Source organism: Streptomyces xanthochromogenes (genome assembly GCF_014650455.1).
GTDB lineage: Bacteria > Actinomycetota > Actinomycetes > Streptomycetales > Streptomycetaceae > Streptomyces > Streptomyces xanthochromogenes.
In genome coordinates, this window is the sequence record NZ_BMUZ01000009.1 from 208,479 (window position 1) to 229,954 (window position 21,476).

A 21,476-nucleotide genomic window follows, 5' to 3' on the forward strand; every position below is an offset into this window, starting at 1 on the left:
GCCACGTGGGGCGGGCGCGCGGCAGCCGGGGCCGCGCCCACAGATGCGCACTCCCGTGTACGCACTCCCGTGTCCGTGCACCCCTAGAGGAAAGATCCGGGGCTGCTCGCGCATTCCCGCGAGGTCGGATCGTTCACGCAACCGACATGGACCCGGGCGGACCCGGGCGCTCGCGGGGTGATCGTTCTTGGCATGCTGTGCGCATGCCCTCCTCCTCGCTCACGGATCTCGTCGACGAACTCCTCGCCGGTTCCGGCCCACTGCCGATCGTCTCCGCAGGCGCCCCCGTTCTCCGGCGGCCCACCGAGCCGCTGGACGGCCGCCTCGACAGCAGGCGTCTGGACCGGCTGATCGAGGCGATGCGCGAGACGATGCGTGCCGCCCCGGGCGTCGGTCTCGCCGCCCCCCAGGTGGGCCTGCCGCTGCGACTCGCCGTCATCGAGGACGCGGCGGAGGCCTCCGAGGAGATCCGGCAGGTCCGGGGGCGGGTGCCGCAGCCCTTCCGTGTCCTGATCGATCCGTCGTACGAGCCCGCGGGGAGCGGCCGGGCCGCCTTCTTCGAGGGGTGCCTGAGCGTGCCGGGCTGGGGCGCGGTCGTCGCCCGGCACGAGAGCGTGCGCCTGCGCGCCCTCGACGAGCGGGGCCGCACCGTGGACGAGGTGTTCACGGGCTGGCCGGCCCGTATCGTCCAGCACGAGACGGACCACCTCGACGGCGTGCTGTACCTGGACCGCGCCGAGTTGCGCTCGCTGTCCTCGCGGGAGGCGATGTCGGAGCTCTGGGCCCAGCCCACCCCGGCCGCCGCGGCCGAGGCCCTCGGCTTCGAGCTGCGCACCGAGAGCGAGGCGTGAGCCCGTCCGTCACCGGGAGCCGAAGGCCCGTCGCAGTCCGTACACAGCGCCCCCTCTCGTAGCAAGGCACAAACCGGGGTGGGGCGCTGGCCTGCAGAAATCGCCAGTAGACTCTCGACACGTGACTGCTGTGTCTGCGAAGCCTCGCATCCCGAACGTTCTGGCCGGCCGCTACGCCTCCGCGGAGCTCGCCGTCCTCTGGTCCCCCGAGCAGAAGGTCAAGCTGGAGCGCCAGCTGTGGCTCGCCGTGCTGCGTGCCCAGAAGGACCTGGGGATCGAGGTGCCCGAGGCAGCGCTCGCCGACTACGAGCGCGTCGTCGACCAGGTCGACCTCGCCTCCATCGCCGAGCGCGAGAAGGTCACCCGGCACGATGTGAAGGCCCGCATCGAGGAGTTCAACGCGCTCGCCGGGCACGAGCAGGTCCACAAGGGCATGACCTCGCGCGACCTGACCGAGAACGTCGAGCAGCTCCAGATCCGGCTCTCCCTCGAACTGATGCGGGACCGCACGGTCGCCGTCCTTGCCCGCCTCGGCAAGCTGTCCGGCGAGTACGCCGAGTTGGTCATGGCCGGGCGCTCGCACAACGTGGCCGCGCAGGCCACGACGCTGGGCAAGCGCTTCGCGACCGCGGCCGACGAGCTGCTCGTGGCCTACGGCCGCCTCGAGGACCTGCTGGCCCGCTACCCGCTGCGCGGCATCAAGGGACCCGTCGGTACCGCCCAGGACATGCTGGACCTCCTCGGCGGCGACGCCTCGAAGCTGGCCGACCTGGAGCAGCGCATCGCGGGCCACCTCGGCTTCGCCCACGCGTTCACCTCCGTCGGTCAGGTCTACCCGCGCTCGCTCGACTACGACGTGGTCACCGCGCTCGTACAGCTGGCCGCGGCGCCGTCCTCGGTCGCCAAGACGATCCGGCTGATGGCCGGGCACGAGCTGGTCACCGAGGGCTTCAAGCCCGGCCAGGTCGGCTCTTCCGCGATGCCGCACAAGATGAACACCCGCTCCTGCGAGCGTGTGAACGGCCTGATGGTGATCCTGCGCGGCTACGCCTCGATGACCGGCGAGCTGGCCGGCGACCAGTGGAACGAGGGCGACGTCTCCTGCTCCGTGGTCCGCCGGGTCGCGCTGCCCGACGCGTTCTTCGCCTTCGACGGCCTCCTCGAGACGTTCCTCACGGTGCTCGACGAGTTCGGCGCGTTCCCGGCCGTCGTCGCCCGCGAGCTGGACCGCTACCTGCCGTTCCTCGCGACGACGAAGGTCCTGATGTCCGCCGTCCGCGCCGGAGTCGGCCGCGAGGCCGCGCACGAGGTCATCAAGGAGCACGCGGTCGCCTCCGCCCTCGCCATGCGCGAGCAGGGCGCCGAACGCAACGAACTCCTCGACAAGCTGGCCGCCGACGAGCGCATGCCGCTCGACCGGGCCCAGTTGGACGCCCTGATGGCCGACAAGCTGTCCTTCACCGGCGCCGCCGGTGACCAGGTGGGCACCGTTGTCTCCCGCATCGAGGAGATCGTCAAGCAGCACCCCGCGGCCGCCGGTTACGCCCCGGGCTCGATCCTGTGAGCCTGCCCCCGTGCTGACTCCCGAGGAGCTCCAGGCCGCTCGCGACACCGTCATTCCCGACGTGATCGCGGACGGTCTGTCCGTACTGTTCTGCGGCATCAACCCCGGCCTCATGTCGGGCGCCACGGGCCACCACTTCGCCCGCCCCGGCAACCGGTTCTGGCCGGTACTGCATCTGTCCGGCTTCACCCCACGGCAGTTGAAGCCCGCCGAGCAGGACGAGCTGCTCTCCTACGTCGGCATCACCAATGTGGTGTCCCGCGCCACCGCACGGGCCGACGAGATCGACGCCGAGGAGTTCCGCGAGGGCGGGTGCCTCCTCACGGCGAAGGTGGAGCGCCTGCGGCCCACGTGGCTGGCCGTCGTCGGGGTGACCGCCTACCGCACCGCCTTCGGCGACCGCAAGGCCCGGATCGGCCCGCAGGAGCACACCATCGGCACGACCCGGGTGTGGGCCCTGCCCAACCCCAGCGGCCTCAACGCCCATTGGACCGCCCAGACCATGGCCGAGGAGTACGCCCGGCTGCGCCTCGCGGCGGAGTCCGGCCGCGGGTAGTTCCCGCCGCGGGGCCCAGCCTCAGGCAGGCACCGGCCAGCGGTTCTGCCAGCTTTCCCGAGCGCCGGTCCGGGCTATGACCGGGCATTGGTCCGGTGTCCGAACTACGCCCGGGCCGGGTTGGCTGGTCCCGTCCCGGACCGGGTATTGGTCCGGGCGCCGGACCGGGCGCTCCGCGCTACGGAGGGTCGACCTCTGTCACCGTGACGCTCAGGTCCCAGCCCGGGCCCTCCGCCTCCAGGTCGAGGCCTATCGCGATCCAGCGGCCGTCCATCCGCCACAGGTGAAGGAAGTCGAACCCCACGGCGAACTCCGCCCAGGGCTCCGGTATCGACTCGCCCGCGACCATGCGGGCCTGGGCGCTCCAGAGGCTGATCCACTGCGGCTCCTCCCAGCGTCGCGTGAGCTCCGCCACCAGGGCGTCGTGGTCGGCAACGCACTGGGCGCGCTTCGCGAGGCGTTCCGTCAGGTCTTCCCATTCCTCCTCGTCGGCGCTCAGGCATGAGCAGTGATATCCCGGCCCGCTCACATCCGAGCCGCTTCGGCTGCGCTCCGCGGGGAAATCCCGGGAGCGCAACCAGTCGATGTGCTGGAGATACAGGGCGGTGGTCATGCCGTCAGTAAACCGCCAGGCACTGACAATTGGCGCGCCGTCAGGCCGGGTTGCGACGCCATTCGGTCAGGCGTCGCGCCGGCGCAACGCCCACCACCCGGCACCCACCGCGAGCGCCGTCCAGGCCACCAGGACCGCCATCCCGCTCCACGGCCCGAGAGCTCCCGAGGGGTGCTGGAGGAGAATCCGCTGCCCTGCCCGGTCGGGCAGGAAATCGGCCGCGCCACCCCCCTGCGACACGTCCCCCACGACGAACGAGATGATCAGGACCAGCGGCACGAGCACGCTGAGGGAACCGGTGACGCTGCGCAGCACGGCGGCGACTCCGGCGGCGAGCAGGCTGATCAGGGCCAGGTAGAAGGCGCAGCCGATGACCGCACGCAGCGCGCCCGGATCGGCGATGCCTATGCCGAAGCCCCGGTCCATCAGGGCCTGGCCGCCGAGGAAGCTGATCAGGCTGGCCACCAGGCCGACGACGAGAACAGCGCCGCCGACCACCGCGAGCTTGGCCGCGTAGAACAGCGTCCTGTTGGGCACCGCCGCCAGGGATATCCGGATCCCGGCGTTCTTGTATTCGCCCGCCATCGCGATGACTCCGAAGACGATCGCGGCCAACTGCCCGAAGCTCAGGCCGTAGTAGGAGAACAGCACCGGGTCGAAATCCGTGCTGTCCGGCACCGGGCGGCCCAGTGTGCCGCAGATGAGCAGGGACAGGCCCGCCATGGCCAAGGGCACGGCCAGCAGGGACCCCACCAGGGAGCGCAGCGAGCGTATTTTGATCCACTCGGTGTGAAGGGCCGCGGGGAACGACATGGTCAGGCCTCCTGGTTCAAGGGAGTGGAGGCAGAGGCGAACTCCGCCTCGCCGGCGGTCAGGTCGAGGTATGCCTGCTCCAATGTGGCTTCCTCCTGGGCGAGTTCGAGGATCGGGATGCCGTCCCGGGCGGCGATCGGGCCGATGTCCTCGACCCGTGCGCCCTCCACCTCCCAGAGCCCGCCCTCCCGTGGGACCGGGTCGAAGCCCTTGCCGAGCAGGAGGGCCCGAAGCCGGCCGCCCTCGGTGGTGCGCAGCCGGACCCTGGGCCGGATGCGGGAGTCGATGAAGTCACGCATCGCGGTGTCGGCGAGCAGCCGGCCGCGGCCGAGGACGATCAGATGGTCAGCGAAGGACGCGGTCTCGTTCATGAGGTGGCTGGAGACGAGCACCGTTCTTCCCTCCCGGGCCAGCGAGCGCATCAACTCCCTTGTCCAGATGATCCCTTCGGGGTCGAGGCCGTTGGACGGCTCGTCCAGGACGACCACGGACGGGTCGCCGAGCAGGGCGGCTGCTATGCCCAGGCGCTGCCTCATTCCGAGGGAGAACGTCTTGATCCGGTGCCCCGCGACCGCCGTGAGCCCCGCCTCCTCAAGCACCTCGTCCACGCGCCGCACCGGTATGCGGTTGCTCGCCGCGAGGGCCCGTAGATGGGCTCGGGCCGTGCGGGAGCCGTGTGCGGCCTGGGCGTCGAGGAGCGCCCCCACTTCGCGCAGCGGCTCCACCAGGTCCGCGTAGCGGCGGCCGCCGATCAGCGCGGTGCCGGACGTCGGCCGGTCGAGGCCGAGCAGTATGCGCATCGTGGTGGACTTGCCCGCGCCGTTGGGGCCGAGGAAGCCGGTCACCCGGCCCGGCTCGACCGCGAACGTGAGCCGGTCCACCGCTCGGGTGCTGCCGTACTCCTTGCGGAGGTCTTGGACGTCGATCCGTGTCATGCCCCAAGCGTGGCCGTCCCCGCAGGTCGGATGCCTCCCCCGGCGGAGGGGAGCTTCTCCCCCACGCGGGGGAGCCGCGAGGATCACCGCGCTGCGACGATGGGCGCATGCACCGCTTCTTCCGCCTGCTGGCCCGCCCGGTCACCTACACACGATGGCTGCATCTGCTCATCCCCATGGCGTTCGTGGCCATTTGGCTGTTCATCGACATGGATCACATCTGGGCCGTCGGGCTGCTCGTCGTGCCGATCGGGCTGATACCCGCGGTGCGGCTAGAAGAGGGCGTTCAGGCACAGCTTCTGCTCACGCCCCGCGAGCGCGGCAGGCCGGACGCGTCGATCGCGGTCGCGCCGTCGGCCACGTGGCGCGACCGCTGGCGGACCGTGCTCTGGCTGGAGGCGCGGCTCGCGCTGTCCGCCGTGACGATTGCGGGGACCGTCTGGCTTCCGTCGCTGTCCGTGGACCTGGTCGCGCGCGGGGCGGGCAGCGCGCCGTTGGTCTTCGGATGGCTGGCCCCCTGGCTGCCGTCCCATGCCTGGCTCATACCGCTGGCCCTGGTGCCGCTCGCGGTGATGCTGCTCTGCCTGGTGCTGGCCGGACACCTCGTCACCTTCCTCGCCCGCAAGCTGCTCGGGCCCTCGGCCACCGAGCGGCTCACCGCCCTGGAGGAGCGGACCGAGCTGCTTCTGGAGCGCAACCGCATCGCCCGCGAGATCCACGACTCCATCGGCCATGCGCTGACCGTCGCCGTGGTGCAGGCGGGTGCGGCCCGCGCGGCCGGGGATCCGGCGTTCACCGACCGGGCTCTCGCGGCGATCGAGGAGACCGGCCGGGCCGCCCTGGAGGATCTGGAGCGGGTGCTGCTCGTGCTGCGCGAGACGAGCCTGCCGGCCAGCCAGCGCCCCACGCTCCTGGAGGCCGACCGGCTCATCGAGTCGGCCCGGGGCTCGGGCGCCGAAGTGGACGCGGAGTTCTCCGGCCCGCTGGAGCTGATCCCCGGACCGGTGTCGCGGGAGGGGTACCGCATCCTCCAGGAGGCGCTCACCAATGTGCTGCGACACTCGGGGCCGGTGCCCGTGCGGATCCGAATGGCCGTGCTGGGCAGGCGACTTGAGATGGACGTGACCAATCCGCTGACCGGAGCTGCCCCCGGCGGAAAGGGTGGTAGCGGTCTGCGCGGGATGCGGGAGCGGGCCGCGCTGCTCGGTGGGGAGGCGGAGACGGGGGCGCACGAAGGCGAGTGGCGGGTGCGGGTGCGGCTGCCGCTGGACACTCTGATCTGACCTGACCTGACCTGACCGCCCGGCCATGGACCCGACGCCCGCCCCGACACGGCTCCCGGGACCACGGCCACCCACCGCCGGCACCGGGCCCGGTCGCCGTCGCGTTCGCGGCAACGACGGTCCCGGCCCTGGTTGTCCACAGGCCGTCCGGCCGCCTTCGGGTCTGCCACTAGGCTGGCCGGATGCCGGTAACCGTACTTCTGGTCGACGACGAACCCCTGGTCCGCGCGGGTCTGCGGGCCGTTCTTGAGGCGCAGCCCGACATCGAGGTGGTGGGTGAGGCGGCCGACGGCGCGGCCGTGATCCCGCTGGTGCGGCAACTGCGGCCGGACGTGGTCGCGATGGATGTACGGATGCCGCTCCTGGACGGCATAGAGGCAACCCGGGCGGTGCTGCGTACGGTTGCGGATCCGCCGAAGATCCTGGTCGTGACGACCTTCGAGAACGATGAGTACGTGTACGAGGCGCTGCGGGCCGGGGCCGACGGCTTTCTGCTCAAGCGGGCCCGGCCCGCGGAGATCGTCAACGCCGTCCGCCTTGTCGCGGAGGGCGACTCGCTGCTGTTCCCCGCCGCAGTGCGGGCGCTCGCGTCCTCGTACGGGAAGGGATCCGCACGGACCGCCCTGGCCGAGGCGGCACTCACCGAGCGGGAGGCCGCGGTGCTCCGCCTGATGGCGCGCGGGCTTTCCAACGCGGAGATCGCCGGCCGTCTGATCGTCGGCACGGAGACCGTGAAGACGCATGTCAGCGCGGTACTCGCGAAGTTGGGCGCCCGGGACCGCACCCAGGCGGTCATCGCCGCGTACGAGTCCGGATTCGTGGCTCCGAGCTGATGCGCCTCCGTTACCGGCTGCCGCTCGCGGTACACCTGACCAGCGAGTACGATCCGGCAGACACGCGCACGAGCTGGGAGGACACACGTTGGGGCGGCTGACCGGCGGGGACCCCTCTCTGCTGCGGAGGATCAATTCCGCGGTGGTGCTGCACGCCCTCAGGGGCGCGGAATCTCCCACACTGACCGATCTGACCCGGATCACCGGGCTGTCCCGGCCCACCGTCGAAGGCGTGGTCGACGGCCTGATGGAGGCGGGGCTCGTCGTCGAGTCCGCGCCCTCCGCGCCCGAGGAGGGTGAGGCCCGGCGGCAGGGGCGGCCCGCGCGGCGCTTCCGGTTCCGCGCCGAGGCCGGGCATCTGCTCGGCATAGAGATCGGCCCGCACCGGGTGGCCGCGCTGCTCTCCGGTCTGGACGGCCGGATCTTCGGCGCGGGTTCGCGCGAGGTGCCCGAGTCCGCCTCGGCCGACGAGCGCCTCGAACGGGTCCGGATGACCGTCGCCGATGTGCTGCGCCGGGCCGGGGTGGCCCGCAGTTCGCTGCGCGCGGTCGGCGTCGGGAGCCCCGGAATCGTCGAGGCCGACGGCACCGTGCGTCTGGGCACCGCGCTCCCGGAGTGGACGGGGCTCGCGCTCGGCGAGCGGCTGCGGCGTTCCTTCCGCTGCCCGGTCCTGGTCGAGAACGACGCCAATGCCGCGGCCGTGGCCGAGCACTGGAAGGGCGCGGCGGCCGACTCCGACGACATCGTCTTCGTGATGGCCGGCCTGAGCCCGGGGGCGGGATCGCTGATCGGCGGCCGACTGCACCGCGGTTTCGGCGGCGCGGCGGGTGAGATCGGTGCGCTGCATCTGCTCGGCCGCGACGTCACCCCGGAGAAGCTGCTCTCGACGACGGGCGAGCCGTTGCATCCGCTGGACGAGCAGGCCGTCGCCGATGTGTTCGCGCTGGCCCGGCAGGGCGACGGGCGGGCGCAGGCCGCGGTGGAGCGGTTCCTTCAGCGTCTGGTGCACGATGTGGCCGCCCTGGTGCTCGCCCTCGATCCGGAGCTCGTCGTGGTCGGCGGCTGGGCGGCCGGAATCGACGGCGTACTGGAGCCGCTGCGCAGGGAGTTGGCGCGCTACTGTCTGCGGCCGCCCCGTGTGGTGCTCTCCATGCTGGGCGAGGCGGTGGTGGCGACGGGTGCGCTGCGGCTCGCCCTGGACCATGTCGAGGAGGAGCTGTTCGCCGTCGAGGGAACGGTGACGGCCCGGCGCTGAACCGCCCCGTGTACGGGCCCTCGGCCCCGGGGCCCCGGTAGCGCTGCGGCCCTGGCAGCACCACAGCCCTTCCCCCGAAGCCCTGGCAGTACCTGGGCCTTCGCCTCCCGGGGCCCCTTGGCAGCCCGACGGCCCGCCGCTCCCGAAGAGCTGCGGGCCGTAGGGTTTTCCGGCGGTGGATCGCGGGTCAGGAGGCCCGGCGCTGCTGCCCCGGGTGGCTGATCTCCAGGTCGCCCGAGTCGCCGAAGGTCAGGCGGCAGGTGTCCGCGCGGTAGGTCGCGACGGAGACGGCCATGGTGCGGCCCTCGACGAAGTAGCGCGTGGTCACGACGAGGACGGGAGCTCCGGGGAGGCGGTCGAGTTCCTTGGCGTCGTCCGCGCGGGCCGAGCCCAGTTCGACGGCGCGGTCCTGGCCTTCGAGGTCGAGGCGCTGGAGTTCGCGCAGTACGGCACGGCCGCGGGCCGGGCTCGGGGGCACGTCGATCGCGGACAGTTCGGGCACCGATGCCGCCGGGACGTACAGGAGCTCGGCGGCGACGGCCTGGCCGTGCGCCACTCGGGTCCGGCGGACGATGTGCATCTCCTCGCCCTCGGCCGCGTCGAACAGGCTCCGCACGGCGGCGGGCGGTACGGCGGCCGTCGCGTCGGCGGTCTGCCAGTCGTCGCCGGGCGCTCCGGGCCAGTCGTGCCGGGCGGTGGACACCGAGACGGCCGTGCGCGGCGGGGCGACCGTGGTGCCCACCCCACGGCGGCGCTGGAGCCTGCCTTCGAGTTCGAGTTGCTCCAGGGCCTGACGGAGCGTGGCGCGTGCGACGCCGAACCGGGCCGCGAGGTCACGCTCGTTGGGCAGGATCTCGCCCACCGCGAAGTCCGAGTCGAGCGCCTCGCTGAGTACCGTCTTGAGGTGCCAGTACTTCGGTTCCGGCACCGATTCCAGCTGCGTGGTCCCCACCCTGATCCTCCGCAATCGCCGTGTCCGCGGCGGCTTTCCGTGCCCTTGTTTATTAAAGGTTCCTGCACTAACTCTGCGACCATAGGGCGGCCCACCCCCTTGGTCAAGACCAATCCTCGTTCCGTTACGGAGCGCACACGAGGGTTGCCACAGGGTGTTCACACGACGTTCGTGCCGCCGTGAGGGCCGTGCGACAAAGGGCCCACTTCGGGAACTGCCGGGGCCCGGGCCGCGAACGGGGAAAACCGGCGGGCCGCCCCTGCGCCCGATATGTCTCTTGAACTCCAAGCTACCGAGCGGTAGTTGTTGCTGACAGGACGTCTAACCGCGGACCGCAGGACAGGGAGCACCCCATGAGCGCAGAGGTCTCGTTCACGATCGACACTCCCCTGGGGAGCCGCTCCACCTCGGTGACCTACCGGCGGGAGGGCAGCGGCGAGCCGCTCCTCCTGCTCCACGGCATCGGCCACCACCATCAGGCCTGGGACCCGGTCTTCGACCTGCTCGCCGCCGACCGCGATGTGATCGCGATCGATCTGCCGGGCTTCGGCGCCTCGCCCGCACTGCCGGACGGCGTCTCCTACGGCCTCGCCACCGTGGTGCCGGTCCTCGGGGCGCTGTGCGAGGCCCTCGGCGTCGACCGGCCGCACGTGGCGGGCAATTCGCTGGGCGGTCTGCTCGCCCTGGAACTGGGCCGCGAGAAGCTCGTACGGTCCGTGACGGCGCTTTCGCCCGCGGGTTTCTGGACGCCTTCCGAGCGGCAGTACGCGTTCGCCATGCTGCGCACCATGCGGCGTGCGGCGGCGGCGCTGCCGCTCCCCGTCATCGAGCGGATGTCCCGTACCGCTGCCGGGCGCACCGCGCTGACCAGCACGATCTACGCCCGGCCCGCACGGCGCTCCCCCGCGGCGGTGGTGGCCGAGACGCTGGCCCTGCGCAATGCACCGGGCTTCGAGCAGACCCTGCTCGCCGGGCAGGGTGTCCGGTTCACCGACGATGTGCCCGGCCTGCCCGTGACCGTCGCCTGGGGCAGCAAGGACCGGCTGCTGCTGCGCCGTCAGGGAGTGCGCGCCAAGCTCACCGTCCCGGACGCCCGGCTCGTACGGCTGCCGGGCTGTGGCCATGTGCCGATGAACGACGACCCCGCCCTGGTCACCCGCGTCATCCTGGACGGAAGCCGTCCGGTCGCCGCCGTCCCGGTCCGTCCGACGATCCAGCTCGCCTGACCCGAGCCTCCCGAGCCTTCCGCCCGGCCCGGCCCCCAGGGCCCGGGCCGGTTGTTCACCCGGTGTTCGCACCCGCGCCGCAGGCGCCCACTAGGCATGGCAGGGCAGCCAGCGACCACCCTCCCCAGGAGGCGACACCGATGCCCAACCGCCGTTCCGTACTGAAGGGTTCCCTCGCCGCGTCGGCGGGCCTCGCCCTGCCGACCGGGCTCGCCGCGGCCCCCGCGTTCGCCCGCTCCGGCCGCCCGAGCGCCTCCTGGGGCGTACAGGCCGGCGACATCAGCGCCTCTTCCGGACTCATCTGGACACGCTCGGACCGTCCGGCCCGGATGCTCGTGGAGACGTCCGCGACCGAGTCCTTCCGGCGCGCCCGCAGATGGCGGGGCCCGCTGCTCGGCCCGGGCACGGACTTCACCGGCACGACCCCGCTGCACGGCCTGCCGGCCGGGGAGCAGATCCACTACCGGGTCACCCTGGCCGACCCCGACGATCCGGGCCGTACGAGCCGCCCAGTGACCGGCACCTTCCGTACCGCGCCCGACGGCCGGCGCGACGACGTGCGGTTCCTGTGGTCCGGGGACATCGCGGGGCAGGGCTGGGGCATCAACCCGGACCTCGGCGGCTACCGCGTCTACGACGAAATGCGGCGCCTGGACCCGGACTTCTTCCTGAGCAGCGGCGACAACATCTACGCGGACGGCGTGATCCTGCCGAGCGTCACGCTGCCGGACGGACGGGTCTGGCGCAATGTCACCACCGAGGAGAAGTCGAAGGTCGCCGAAACCCTCGCCGAGTACCGGGGCAACTTCCGCTACAACCTGCTCGACGAGAACGTCCGCGCGTTCAACGCCCAGGTGCCGTCCATCGTGCAGTGGGACGACCACGAGGTGCGGAACAACTGGTATCTGATCAACTCACCACCTGGCAGACCTGCACCGAGTCCATCAAATGGACGCTTGGCCTGCGTAAATGACCCACCTCCCTGGACATGAGTGGACACAGCTCCCCCGCCGTTACCCATGATCGTTTCCCACTGGTTTCCCACTTTTTCCACCCGAGACGCAAAACCGGGGCCGAGCCGCTACGCCCTTGGAGGCGACTGGAGCGGCTCGGCCCCGGCATCTTGACCAACGAGCACCTCGCAGCCGCAGTACGGCATGCGGTTCACTCATCGGAGTGAAACGCCCGTCCCGTCATGACGGGCCTGGAGCGAGGCCGCCGACGGATGCCAAGGGGGTACGTAGCCCCGTCGGCGGCCTCTCGGCGAAGAGGAGACCTGAACTCCTCGACACCGAGCTTTTCTGTTTTGTGGTTGCCGCTGGCATACCCGGAGGCGTACTGGGGCTCTGGATATATCCAGCAGCAGGGCGGACTCTTACGTTGCAGGACTCAGGTCATGATCGACAGGGGTCCGGATGCCAGCCGACGCGCGGTACCGCCGCATTGCCGCCGACATCCGCCGCCGCATCAAGGCCGGAGAGTGGCAGATCGGCGAGGCGCTCCCGTCGCGAACTGAGATGGCCGCCCGGTACGGGGTCCACCCGCAAACATTGCGGCTCACCTACGACCTGCTGCGTCGCACCGGCGTGCTGGATGGCGAGGAGCGGCAGCACGTCACCGTGGCGCATCCTCCTGCTATGCGCACCCTGACGGACGCTGACGCCGAGTGGCCGTATACCACGGAGACCACCGACACCCGGCCACGGACTGCAACAGCCGAACTCGCGCAGCGCCTCGGCGTGCGAGCAGGCGTGATGCTCCAGCACGAGACCGTGGAGTGCCTGGATCCGGGCGGCCATTCCGCGATGATCGTGTCGTCTTGGTGGCGTGGGCGCCGGCGTCCGCATGCCAGGTGCGTCGTCGAGCTGGGGACGGTGCCGCTCGGCGTGGACGAGGCGCACGCCCTGGGCCTGCTGGTGGACACGCTGGCCTACCGCCTGGTGCGCACTCGACTGGATGCGTCTGGAGTACCTCTCGAGACCGCTGATCTTGTCCTCCCCGTTGACCGCTGGCTCGTGCGGCTTGCCGCAGGGTGAGCCAGTCTCCCGTAGTCCGGCGGGGTCTGGGCCGGGCATCGAACTGTTGAGCGAGTAAATCAACTTCTCCCGCCGAGCGGAAGCAGATTGCGCATACACGCACATCACGTTTCCCAGGAGCTAAGCCCCCGAGCGTTCCTTACATCGGACATCCACCCTGCCTCGCGGATGCCGGTACCGGAAGTGTGAACGCATATATCTACACAACCTGTGGGTGCGCTTCCATCACACCCCGTGCGTAACAGTGACCGGTCGTCAATCCCTGGCCTGAGCTGGGCGGTTACCGTCGCGGAGCGCGACAGGCCGGGTCGCCGTTCAGGTGCTTCCAGTTGTCGGGGCGGGCCCCGCTCGCCGAGGCCCACGCTCCCGCTTGGCCGGCAGGAACAGCGGCGCCCACGATGGGCCGGTCGCAGTAGACGCAGAACTTGGTACCGCTCACGCCCAGGGTCATGACACCTGCTCCGTCCGTTCGATCGTCTGATACAGCGGGAGATGCCGCGGGCAGGAGTAGATGACCGCGCCGACTCCGGCCGGCGTGTGAACTTCGCCGACCTTGACGGGCTCATCGGTGAGCGCGCCGTCGTGACAGCAGCGCTGAAGCACTTCGATCTGTTGCGGGCACATCCCTGTTCTCCTTGCGGCTGACTACGACGCGTGCTCAGGAGTAGCGTTTCCGATACAGACCGTGAGTCACAGGAGTTGCGTGTCCGCACCCGTCCGCAGCACTGCGGACACCGCGGACAGGGGGGCTTCCATGAGCGAATCGTTCGGGCAGGCGCTGCGCCGGCTGCGGGGATCCCGATCCCTGCGCGATGTTGCCGCGCTCGCCGCCTGCGGGAAGAGCTACATCGCCGACCTTGAAAACGGCCGGCGCTTCCCGAGCCGCGAGATCGCCGCAGCCCTGGACCAAGCGCTCGGCGCGCGAGGCGAGTTGATTACCCTTGCGGACACCCGGCCGGGTGCAGATCCGCTGGAGCAGGCGGACGCCCTCCAGCGCGGCTTGCACGAGACGCTCACCGCGGGGCCTTTGTCGGACTACTCGCTCGACGAGGTCGAATACACCGTCGCGCGCCACGGCCGAGCCACGCGATACAGGGCAGAGACCGAGCTGCTGCCCGAGCTCCTGGCCGACTTCGCCGACTTACGCCTGATGCTGTCCGCCCGGCAGCCGCAGCCAGTCCGCAAGCGGCTGACGATCGCCGTGGCCCGCATGTCAGGGCTTATGGCGCTGACCCTCCTCAAGCTCGGTGATGGCCGGTCGCGGGGCTGGTGGCGCACCGGCCGCTCCGCCGCGGCAGCAGCCGAAGACCGGGCGACTCTGTCCTGGATGTACGCCCAGGAGGCGTATCAGCTGTACTACAGCAGCGATCTGGAGGGCGCTGTCGAGCTCGCCAGCCGCGCACAGCAACTGGCGGGCGGCCTCCCCTGCGTCGGGCCGGCGCTGGCGGCGCCCCTGGAGGCGCGGGCCCACGCGCTGCTCGGCCGCCGGTACGAGACGAGTGCAGCCTTGGCCGAGGCCGAGTCGGCTCTGGGTCGTCTGGCACCTGCGGATACGGTCGCCTCCGCGTTCGGCTACTCGGAGTCGCAGCTGCGTTTCCACAGTGGGAACGCCTTGACGCACCTGGGGCAGACAGTCCTGGCGGCCGAGCAGCAGGAACGCGCCCTGGAGTTGTATCCGCCGTCTGATCATATGGATCGCGCGCTGGTGCGGCTGGATCAGGCGATCTGTCTTGCTGTCGCCGGGGATGCGGCGGGAGCGGCCGCGCATGCGACGGAGACGATCGTGGATTTGCCGGTGGAGCATCGATCAGCACTGATCGTCTACCGTGCCGCGGATCTGATCGCTAAGGTGCCCGAGGCACGGACCGTGCCAGAGGTACGGGTGTTGCGCGAGGTGTTGGCGCTGCCCGCGGGCGAGAGGGTCACCAGTGGTGCAGATCAGCGCGGCGACGGAGCACGACCTTGACGTGGTGGCCGAGATCCTCGGCGAGATCGAGGCCTACTACGGCGGCGACAGCACACCCGGCGACACCACTCAGATCCGCAGCGCTCTCTTCGGCGACCGTCCGGCTGCCAGCGTGCTCCTTGCCCGCGACGGCGAAGACGTCCTCGGCTTCGCCTCCTACACCTTCCTGTGGCCTGCGGCGGGCGCCGAGACGAGCCTGTATCTGAAGGAGCTGTACGTCCGCGAGCCGGCCCGGCGCCGCGGTGTGGCCGGCGCGTTCATGGAGGCCCTCAAGGCTGCGGCTTCCGAGGCTGGTTGCTCCAGGATCGAGTGGACGGCCGACCGGGACAATCCCCCGGCGCTTGAGTTCTACGCCGCCTACGGCGCCGTGCCGCGAGACGGCAAGGTCTTCTATCGTCTTGAGCCGTAAAGGGCCCATTGTCAGTGCCTCGCAGTAGCCTTGATCCATGCCCACTACACCTGCCACTTCTGGCTCCGCGCGCCCTGCTGCGGTGATCAACGCACAGATTCGCGGGCTCGTCGAGGGCGGCGGGCTCGGGTCGGATGAGTACCTGCAGCTGCTCGTCGAGTGGGAGGCGGCGGTGCGCTCGGAGGGCCTGCGCGGGGACGTGACCAAGGCGGCATAAGATCCAGCCTCGTGGCTGAGACTGATACCCCTGAGACCCCTGAGCAGGCGCGCGAGAAGGCACAGGCGGCCGACCATGCGCGGCTCGTCGAGCTGAAACGATCCGCCGAAGCCGCCCGCGCCGAAGTGCTGGCTGGCCCCTACGCCGAGGGTGCGTGGGATCCGTGGCGGAAGCTCGCCGAGGAGTATCAGCTGGCACTGTCCGCGCACGTCAAGGAGTACGGCGGCAACCGGTACGAGGTGGAGAAGGGGATCTGGTCCGCCCTCCACACGGCCGAGGCGGCCTGAGCTACGGCCGCCATTCGTCGCGGTAGTCCGGGTGGTCGGCGTGCGGCAGGGCGAGCAGGCGGAGCACTTGCTCCATCGCGGCGCCGAACCCGCTCGTGAAGGTCTCGAAGTAGTCGTGAGCTGCGGCAGCAACTCGTAGAACTTCCCGCTTGGCCTCGACGTCGGCGAGGACGCGGGGCGGATTGTGGCGGGCGATGTGCTCGGCGCTGTTGGTGTAGCTGACGATCTCGTCGGTGGGGTGGGTGGCGTACACGCTCCCGCCGTCGGCGTGCCACGGGCCGGGTTTTGCAGCCACGGCCGCTACCTCGTCCTCGTCGAGCCGGTCGCGCAGGAACTGCACGAGGTCGTCGGTCATGAGGGCTCCTACAGCGAGGACTGGAACGCGGACGCGCTCGGCACGTTGTCGGCGGCTGTGGTGACGCGGTCGAGGGCGGCCGGTGCGCGTCCGGCGTGTTGGGCTGCGGCGCGGGCGGCGAGCGGGATACGGCGGGCCTGCGGGGCGGCGGGCTGTGCGGCGGCCGAGACGAGCGTGGTGGTCATGGCTCATTGTGCACCGGCAGTGCCCCGTCGCGAGCGCTGTCCCGCGACGGAGCCACCAGCAGCAATCCCCGGCTTTGTAGATGCCGTTGATGCGATCCAGGGTACCGGCGGGCACTGACAACGTCGGGTCAGCGGCGGCCGTCGCGGATCTGGTAGATGCGGGCGCGGCTGAGGCTGGCTGCGTTGGCGATGGCGATGACGGAGTGGCCTGCGGCGAGGGCGTCGCGGATCGCCTGATCGCGCGTCACTTCAGCCTCGCCGATCCGGCTGACGGCGATGGCGATCCTCGAAAGGTCATCGGCAGGGGCGGCAGGGCGTACTGGCAGCGCCTCGGTGGGCTGCCATTCCACCTGCGGGTACCCGGCGCGGATGCGTGCCTCGTTGGGGACGGCCTCCCAGCCGTTGCGGCGGAGCCAGTCGATCGCGTCGTGGATGACTGCGGGGTTGGCGAGACCGCGGGGATAGTCCCCGAGTTGCCCCCAGGTGGCGATGGACCCCATGTCGGGGTCCTCTCCGGCGGTCAGGTCGTGGACGGCGACGGAGATGCAGTCGTGGTGGTCCTCCAGCACTGCTTCATACGGTGCTGCGGTGACCTCTCGCAGGGCGCTTGATGCGGCGGCGACTGTAGCGAGTTCGGTGACGTTGCTGGGGTCGGGTGCGTCAAGGACGTCGGCGAGGATCTGCCACTGGCTGTCGAGCGGGGTGCCGTCGTCGTCGGTGTCGATGTCGCAGGCCTTGATGTAGTCGACGAGTTCATCGCGGGTGAGGGTCGCGCCGCTGGAGAGCTCCAGGCGGGTGCCGCCGTTGTAGAGGTCTTCGATCTGGTCTGCGGTGATGGCCATGGCGGGCTCCTCCCCTGACGCCACCTTGTGTAGCGCGCTACACAAACAATCTCACCGGAACCCCATCATGTCAAGCGCGCTACACATGCGTTGCGATGGGTCGAACTCGCCGTAGACTCGAACACGTGTCCGAACCCTCCCGTCTCGACCAGCTCCACTTCCTGCGCCGGTACCTCCTCCAGGAGCTGGCCCGGGTCGACGGCTGGATCCAGCGTGAGGAGGAGCGGCAGGCAGCAGAGACCCGCCGGACACCGCCGCCCGTACCCGACTGGGTCCTCGAACACTCCCTCACCGGGACGCCTCAGCGGCTTCACGTCGGCGGCTGCGGCCTCGGCGGCACACAGGCCCGCACCAAGCCGATCAGCCGTGACCAGGCACTACGGGCCCTCGGCGAGGGCGTCGAGGCATGCGGTATCTGTCGACCTGACGCCGCCCTCGGCTGGCTGGAGTAGGCCCCGCCCCATCGCCCACGAGGAGACGGGGCCCACCCGACACCTGTACGCGGCGACCACCTGCGGATGCACTCCTAGGCGCTGCGCGGCTTCCGGCTTGCGGCTTTCTTCGCGGTCGCCTTCTTCGCCGCGGTCTTCTTGGCGGCCGTCTTCTTCGCCGGCGCCTTCTTCGCGGCCCGCTTCTTGGGCAGGTCGTGGACGGTGGCGTCGCCTGTCTCGCCCCGGGCAGCCTTGGCCGACTCCATGGATGCCGTCAGTGCGGCCATCAGGTCGACGACCTTCCCGGCCTGCTCTGGCGCCTCACCTTCGACGGGCTTCGGGCGCCGATGCTCGGCCTTGGCGGTGAGCATCTCCTCGACGGCTTCGCGGTAGTGGTCGGTGTAATCGTCGATGTCGTCGCGGGCCATCGTCTCCAGGAGCTGGATCGCGGCGTCGACCTCGTCGTCCGTGAGCTCGACCGCCTTGGGTGCCAGGGCCTCGGGGCTGCGGATCTCGTCGTCCCAGTGCATCGCGTGCAGCACGATCGCGTTGTCCTTCACCCGCAGCAGACCGAGGCGCTCGCGGTTGTGCCACGCGAACTTCGCGACCGCCACCTTGCTGGACCGCTCCAGGGCCATACGCAGCAGCTTGTACGGCTTCGCCGCGACCTGCCCGGCCGCCTCGAGGTAGTAGCCGGCCCCGACACGCACCGGGTCGATGGTCTCGGCGGCCACGAACGCCACGATGTCGATGGCCTTCGCCGTGGGGAGCGGCATCGAGTCGAGTTCCGCGTCGGTGATCTCGACGATCGTGTCTTTCGAGACCTCGTAGCCGCGGCCGATGTCGTCCCGGCCGAGCTCCTGCCCGTCGATGTCGCACACCTTCTTCGTGCGCACCCGGGCCATGTCCTCAAGATGGACCTGATGGAAGGCGATGTTGCGGTTCTCGGTGGCAGCCACCACGCGGATGGGGATCGTGACGAGTCCGAAACTGATGGCGCCGGTCCAGATGGGGCGGGGCATTTTTCGCGGGCCTCCCAGGACCCCCCTGGTCGGACGTCCAGCCTACGGTCGGCGCTACCGCTCGGCATGCGCTGACCGGCCGCCCGCATGACGCTGGGCCCATGGATCCGACGATCATCGTGCACCGGCCCAGACCGGCAGGCGGCCGGCACGTCACCGTCCTCGGCCAGGACATCGGCGTCGCCCACTCCGACCGCGACCTCATCGAGTTCCTCCGTCAGTCCGGCCTCGACGAAACCGACGCCGAAGCCATGGTCGACGGAGACAGCCCCGAGATCGAATGGATCGGGACGGCAGCGCACGAGTACGGGGCAGCTTGAACCCTCCCGCGGGGAGGCCGGGAGGGGTCGGCCCGCGCCCAGTCGCAGCACCAGGCACGGGCTCGGAACCGGACGCCTTTAGGTCATGGGCTGATGTTTCGTCGGTGCGCTTCCCGTCGAATGTGCACCGCCAGTGTCTGTGCCCTCTCGGCCCGCTCCACCTGCTCGTCCGTCAGGTGGAGCGGCAGCGGCCGAGGGCGCCCGCGATCGTCGAGGAACAGGTCCGCCTTGCGCGGTAGTGGCAGCATGTCTGCGCTGGCGTAGCAGTCGTCCCAGCTGATGGTCCACCCGGACGGCGGGCAGCAGATGTCGGCGTCAGCTTCGGCGAGCAAGGCGTGGGCTTCCTCGCCTCCGAGCTCGGACTCGTGCGGCTCGGGCAGAAAGCGACAGGTGTACTTGGCGGCGTTGACGCGGCCGATGGGCATGGGGGCTTTCCAAACTGCGGTCAGTTCCTCGACCGCTTCAGGCCCCGCGCCTGCAACGACGGTAGCGCAACTCTCACTTCTCGGCTGGTGAGGTCTCCCTCTGCCGGACGGCGAGGGCTCACCTTTGACTGCCGCGCCACGTCCGCTCAGCGCGTCAGCTCCACCCTTGCGTCATCAGAGTCGAAGATCACAGCTGTCTCGACATCGACGTCCACAACATCAAGTACCTCAGGCGGTTCGACGGCGCTGTACACGTCACTCACGTCCACGACGACCGGACGTGGCGACAGGCCCGATACATTCGTGAACCATTCACCCGCCAGATCTAGGACGTCTTGCAACGCTGCCGACGGGAAGTACTCAACACCTCGCGTCGACAGCCACCCTTCTCTGTCGAGTCCGTCCAGGACGAACCTTTCTAGCGTCCTCGCCGTCCCCGCAGGCAGCCCCGAGATCCGAAGATGCTGTGCGGTCAGTCCGTCCTCGGCGTGCTGCCGGAGGCGGTTGTAGCCGCTTCCCGAGCTGATGCCAGGCTTCACGGTCTCCTTGCCGGTCGTAGCGTCCAACCCGCTCACGACGTAGTACACGTCGTGAGGTGGGACAGATCCGCCGTACATCCCTCGTGGGCACTCGGGGCAACCACGCTTCATCTTGTTCGGGACGAGGCCGAACTCGTGCGCGGCGAAGCAGACCGCCCGGTGCGGTCGTGACGCTGCTATCCACTTCGACTCAAGGATGGTGATGCCGAGATCCTTGGCGCTCTCCGAAAAGCTCTGAAACTTGGCCATCTTGCCGCAGTCGCCGCAGAAGTCCGGACGGATGGCCTGACGTCCGTCCCAGCTGTCGACGCTGAACGTGTGCAGGTGGCCACGTCGGCATCTGACATCGGCGCCGTTGACGTACTTCTTGACGATGGCCGAGCGCGTCTCGCGGACGACCGCCTCGATCTTGGCGAACCCTTCCGCGAACTCGGCGACCTCCTTACATCTGGCGCAGAGGACGACCGGATCACCGCGCCACGTCCTCGTTCGTGCGCCAGTCAGCGTGAAGACGTGCCCCTCTGGGCACTTAGCCGAGAACACGACATGACCGTCCCCGGTTGCGTCTCGCTTATTGGTGACCGTGAGCTCTATGCCCTGGGCCTCAGCTACTACCTTCAGATCGGCCTGGCATTGCGCGACCCAGCTGATATTGCGGCACTCCCCACACCACGGCTCGCCGGGGTCGACCCCGAAGGGCCTAGGGCTCGTTACGACATCCAACGCGGTGACGCTGAAGTCGTGCCCGGCGCTGCACCTGACGTCGGTCCAGCCCTTCAGACCGCGCTCCTTGTTCAGCGTCCAGTCCTGGCGCCGGCATGCCTCACGAAACAGGTCCATCAGCGCCGCAATATGGACGGCGGCTTCGGCGCTCACGTCCTGCGACTTCGACGCGTCACCGATCACTGGGCGACCTCTATCGCGGCGTCGTGAGCTTGCAGGGCCTGCGAGATGGCACCGATGCTGGGGTTCTTGCCCTTGTTCGCGCCCTCGGTGATCCGCAGGTGGGGCTGGATCTGCTTGAGGCTGAAGCCCTGTGCGCGAAGGGCCACGGCTTGGATCACCAGGGGCTCGGTCATCACAGGGCGGCGGCCACCAACGCGTCCGCGCTTGCGGGCCGCTTCGAGACCGCTCTTGGTCTTCTTGACGATGTCGCGCCTGCGGTCCTCGGCGAGCGCCAGGGCGAGGTCGAGGATCAGGGAGCGTTCGGTGTGCTCGCCGGCGGCGATGCCCTCCAGGACTTTGACGGCGATGCCTCGCTCGAAGAGATCGTTTAGGACGATCAGGCCTTCGAGGAGGTTCCTGCCGAGGCGGTCGACTTCCTGGACGCAGAGCATGTCGCCGTCGCGGATGTAGCCGAGAGCGTCCATGAGCGCGGGGCGCTCTTCGGCTTGGAGCTTGCCGCTGACCTTCTCCTCGAACACCTTGATGCAGATCGGGTCCAGCGCGTCGTGTTGTCGCTCGGTGTTCTGCCTGTCGGTGCTTACTCGGACGAGCCCAACTAGGGCCATTCAGAGTCTCCTTCGCTCATCAAACGTCTCACCATCGTAGATGAACGACA

The 21,476-nt window shown here is 69.9% G+C and carries 26 protein-coding genes and 1 pseudogene; 15 read left to right on the forward strand and 12 right to left on the reverse strand.

Annotated features, from left to right (window positions below):
* Window positions 1–203 precede the first annotated feature (203 nt).
* The 3 genes from IE267_RS23710 (at window position 204) to mug (ending at window position 2,971) form a co-directional block, all read left to right on the forward strand.
* Window positions 204–851, forward strand: coding sequence for a peptide deformylase (locus tag IE267_RS23710; RefSeq protein ID WP_189764595.1), 648 nt, complete (start codon window positions 204–206; stop codon window positions 849–851).
* A gap of 121 nt (window positions 852–972) precedes the next feature.
* The gene (gene purB, locus IE267_RS23715) at window positions 973–2,415 is read left to right on the forward strand and encodes an adenylosuccinate lyase (RefSeq protein ID WP_189764596.1); all 1,443 of its coding nucleotides are present in this window, start codon (window positions 973–975) and stop codon (window positions 2,413–2,415) included.
* A 13-nt stretch (window positions 2,416–2,428) separates the two neighbouring features.
* Entirely contained in the window at window positions 2,429–2,971 is a 543-nt protein-coding gene (gene mug / locus IE267_RS23720) for a G/U mismatch-specific DNA glycosylase (protein WP_189764771.1), read from the forward strand.
* Between the two features lie 178 nt (window positions 2,972–3,149).
* Here mug and IE267_RS23725 read toward each other — a convergent pair whose 3' ends face one another.
* The 3 genes from IE267_RS23725 to IE267_RS23735 form a co-directional block, all read right to left on the reverse strand.
* Window positions 3,150–3,584: a hypothetical protein gene (locus tag IE267_RS23725; RefSeq protein WP_161251040.1), complete on the reverse strand. Its 435-nt coding sequence runs from the start codon at window positions 3,582–3,584 to the stop codon at window positions 3,150–3,152.
* A 66-nt stretch (window positions 3,585–3,650) separates the two neighbouring features.
* Window positions 3,651–4,397, reverse strand: coding sequence for an ABC transporter permease (locus IE267_RS23730; RefSeq protein WP_167155321.1), 747 nt, complete (start codon window positions 4,395–4,397; stop codon window positions 3,651–3,653).
* A gap of 2 nt (window positions 4,398–4,399) precedes the next feature.
* Complete coding sequence (locus tag IE267_RS23735) at window positions 4,400–5,332, reverse strand: ABC transporter ATP-binding protein (protein ID WP_189764597.1); 933 nt, start codon at window positions 5,330–5,332, stop codon at window positions 4,400–4,402.
* A 107-nt stretch (window positions 5,333–5,439) separates the two neighbouring features.
* Between IE267_RS23735 and IE267_RS23740 the strand changes: the two genes are divergently transcribed.
* The 3 genes from IE267_RS23740 (at window position 5,440) to IE267_RS23750 (ending at window position 8,703) form a co-directional block, all read left to right on the forward strand.
* Entirely contained in the window at window positions 5,440–6,615 is a 1,176-nt protein-coding gene (locus IE267_RS23740; RefSeq protein WP_167155314.1) for a sensor histidine kinase, read from the forward strand.
* A gap of 182 nt (window positions 6,616–6,797) precedes the next feature.
* Entirely contained in the window at window positions 6,798–7,448 is a 651-nt protein-coding gene (locus IE267_RS23745; protein WP_161251034.1) for a response regulator, read from the forward strand.
* Between the two features lie 88 nt (window positions 7,449–7,536).
* Entirely contained in the window at window positions 7,537–8,703 is a 1,167-nt protein-coding gene (locus IE267_RS23750; protein ID WP_161251032.1) for an ROK family transcriptional regulator, read from the forward strand.
* A 187-nt stretch (window positions 8,704–8,890) separates the two neighbouring features.
* Here the strand turns inward: IE267_RS23750 and IE267_RS23755 are convergent, their stop codons facing one another.
* Entirely contained in the window at window positions 8,891–9,655 is a 765-nt protein-coding gene (locus tag IE267_RS23755) for a GntR family transcriptional regulator (protein ID WP_161251030.1), read from the reverse strand.
* A gap of 353 nt (window positions 9,656–10,008) precedes the next feature.
* Here IE267_RS23755 and IE267_RS23760 point away from each other — a divergent pair, with 353 nt between their 5' ends.
* The 3 genes and pseudogenes from IE267_RS23760 (at window position 10,009) to IE267_RS23770 (ending at window position 12,917) form a co-directional block, all read left to right on the forward strand.
* Window positions 10,009–10,881: an alpha/beta fold hydrolase gene (locus IE267_RS23760; RefSeq protein ID WP_167155308.1), complete on the forward strand. Its 873-nt coding sequence runs from the start codon at window positions 10,009–10,011 to the stop codon at window positions 10,879–10,881.
* 140 nt (window positions 10,882–11,021) lie between these two features.
* Window positions 11,022–11,786 (forward strand): annotated as a pseudogene (locus tag IE267_RS23765) (alkaline phosphatase D family protein); the annotation flags it as partial.
* Between the two features lie 510 nt (window positions 11,787–12,296).
* Entirely contained in the window at window positions 12,297–12,917 is a 621-nt protein-coding gene (locus tag IE267_RS23770) for a GntR family transcriptional regulator (RefSeq protein ID WP_189764598.1), read from the forward strand.
* A 447-nt stretch (window positions 12,918–13,364) separates the two neighbouring features.
* Here IE267_RS23770 and IE267_RS23775 read toward each other — a convergent pair whose 3' ends face one another.
* Entirely contained in the window at window positions 13,365–13,541 is a 177-nt protein-coding gene (locus tag IE267_RS23775; protein WP_189764599.1) for a hypothetical protein, read from the reverse strand.
* Window positions 13,542–13,671: 130 nt separating this feature from the next.
* Here IE267_RS23775 and IE267_RS23780 point away from each other — a divergent pair, with 130 nt between their 5' ends.
* Genes IE267_RS23780 through IE267_RS23795 form a run of 4 tightly spaced genes read left to right on the forward strand, consistent with a single transcriptional unit; the run spans window position 13,672 to window position 15,796 of the window.
* Window positions 13,672–14,883 carry a helix-turn-helix domain-containing protein gene (locus tag IE267_RS23780; RefSeq protein WP_229861389.1) on the forward strand — a complete coding sequence of 404 codons (1,212 nt, stop codon included), beginning with the start codon at window positions 13,672–13,674 and terminating at the stop codon, window positions 14,881–14,883.
* Window positions 14,846–15,292 (forward strand): GNAT family N-acetyltransferase, encoded by a 447-nt coding sequence (locus tag IE267_RS23785; RefSeq protein ID WP_229861390.1) that lies wholly within the window; start codon window positions 14,846–14,848, stop codon window positions 15,290–15,292. Before IE267_RS23780 ends, IE267_RS23785 begins: the two co-directional genes overlap by 38 nt.
* 37 nt (window positions 15,293–15,329) lie before the next feature.
* Entirely contained in the window at window positions 15,330–15,509 is a 180-nt protein-coding gene (locus tag IE267_RS23790; protein WP_189764601.1) for a hypothetical protein, read from the forward strand.
* 11 nt (window positions 15,510–15,520) lie between these two features.
* Window positions 15,521–15,796, forward strand: coding sequence for a hypothetical protein (locus tag IE267_RS23795; protein ID WP_189764602.1), 276 nt, complete (start codon window positions 15,521–15,523; stop codon window positions 15,794–15,796).
* A gap of 1 nt (window position 15,797) precedes the next feature.
* On the opposite strand, the gene IE267_RS23800 is transcribed toward IE267_RS23795, so the two are convergent.
* The 3 genes from IE267_RS23800 to IE267_RS23810 form a co-directional block, all read right to left on the reverse strand.
* Entirely contained in the window at window positions 15,798–16,151 is a 354-nt protein-coding gene (locus IE267_RS23800; RefSeq protein WP_189764603.1) for a DUF6221 family protein, read from the reverse strand.
* An 8-nt stretch (window positions 16,152–16,159) separates the two neighbouring features.
* Window positions 16,160–16,336 (reverse strand): hypothetical protein, encoded by a 177-nt coding sequence (locus IE267_RS23805; RefSeq protein ID WP_189764604.1) that lies wholly within the window; start codon window positions 16,334–16,336, stop codon window positions 16,160–16,162.
* A 128-nt stretch (window positions 16,337–16,464) separates the two neighbouring features.
* Window positions 16,465–17,178, reverse strand: coding sequence for a hypothetical protein (locus IE267_RS23810; protein WP_189764605.1), 714 nt, complete (start codon window positions 17,176–17,178; stop codon window positions 16,465–16,467).
* A gap of 125 nt (window positions 17,179–17,303) precedes the next feature.
* On the opposite strand from IE267_RS23810, the gene IE267_RS23815 reads away from it, so the two are divergent.
* A complete protein-coding gene (locus tag IE267_RS23815) occupies window positions 17,304–17,630 on the forward strand; it encodes a DUF6233 domain-containing protein (protein WP_189764606.1) in 327 nt (108 codons plus the stop codon).
* A 74-nt stretch (window positions 17,631–17,704) separates the two neighbouring features.
* Here IE267_RS23815 and ku read toward each other — a convergent pair whose 3' ends face one another.
* Window positions 17,705–18,631: a non-homologous end joining protein Ku gene (gene ku, locus IE267_RS23820; RefSeq protein WP_189764607.1), complete on the reverse strand. Its 927-nt coding sequence runs from the start codon at window positions 18,629–18,631 to the stop codon at window positions 17,705–17,707.
* Window positions 18,632–18,732: 101 nt separating this feature from the next.
* On the opposite strand from ku, the gene IE267_RS23825 reads away from it, so the two are divergent.
* On the forward strand, window positions 18,733–18,951 hold the full coding sequence (locus IE267_RS23825; protein WP_189764608.1) for a hypothetical protein: 219 nt from the start codon (window positions 18,733–18,735) through the stop codon (window positions 18,949–18,951).
* 83 nt (window positions 18,952–19,034) lie between these two features.
* Here IE267_RS23825 and IE267_RS23830 read toward each other — a convergent pair whose 3' ends face one another.
* The 3 genes from IE267_RS23830 to IE267_RS23840 all read right to left on the reverse strand — a co-directional run bounded on the left by IE267_RS23830 (window position 19,035) and on the right by IE267_RS23840 (window position 21,426).
* A complete protein-coding gene (locus IE267_RS23830; protein ID WP_189764609.1) occupies window positions 19,035–19,376 on the reverse strand; it encodes a hypothetical protein in 342 nt (113 codons plus the stop codon).
* Window positions 19,377–19,522: 146 nt separating this feature from the next.
* A complete protein-coding gene (locus IE267_RS23835) occupies window positions 19,523–20,821 on the reverse strand; it encodes a hypothetical protein (protein ID WP_189764610.1) in 1,299 nt (432 codons plus the stop codon).
* Window positions 20,818–21,426, reverse strand: coding sequence for a recombinase family protein (locus tag IE267_RS23840; RefSeq protein WP_189764611.1), 609 nt, complete (start codon window positions 21,424–21,426; stop codon window positions 20,818–20,820). The genes IE267_RS23835 and IE267_RS23840 overlap by 4 nt, the downstream gene beginning before the upstream one ends.
* Between the last annotated feature and the right edge of the window lie 50 nt (window positions 21,427–21,476).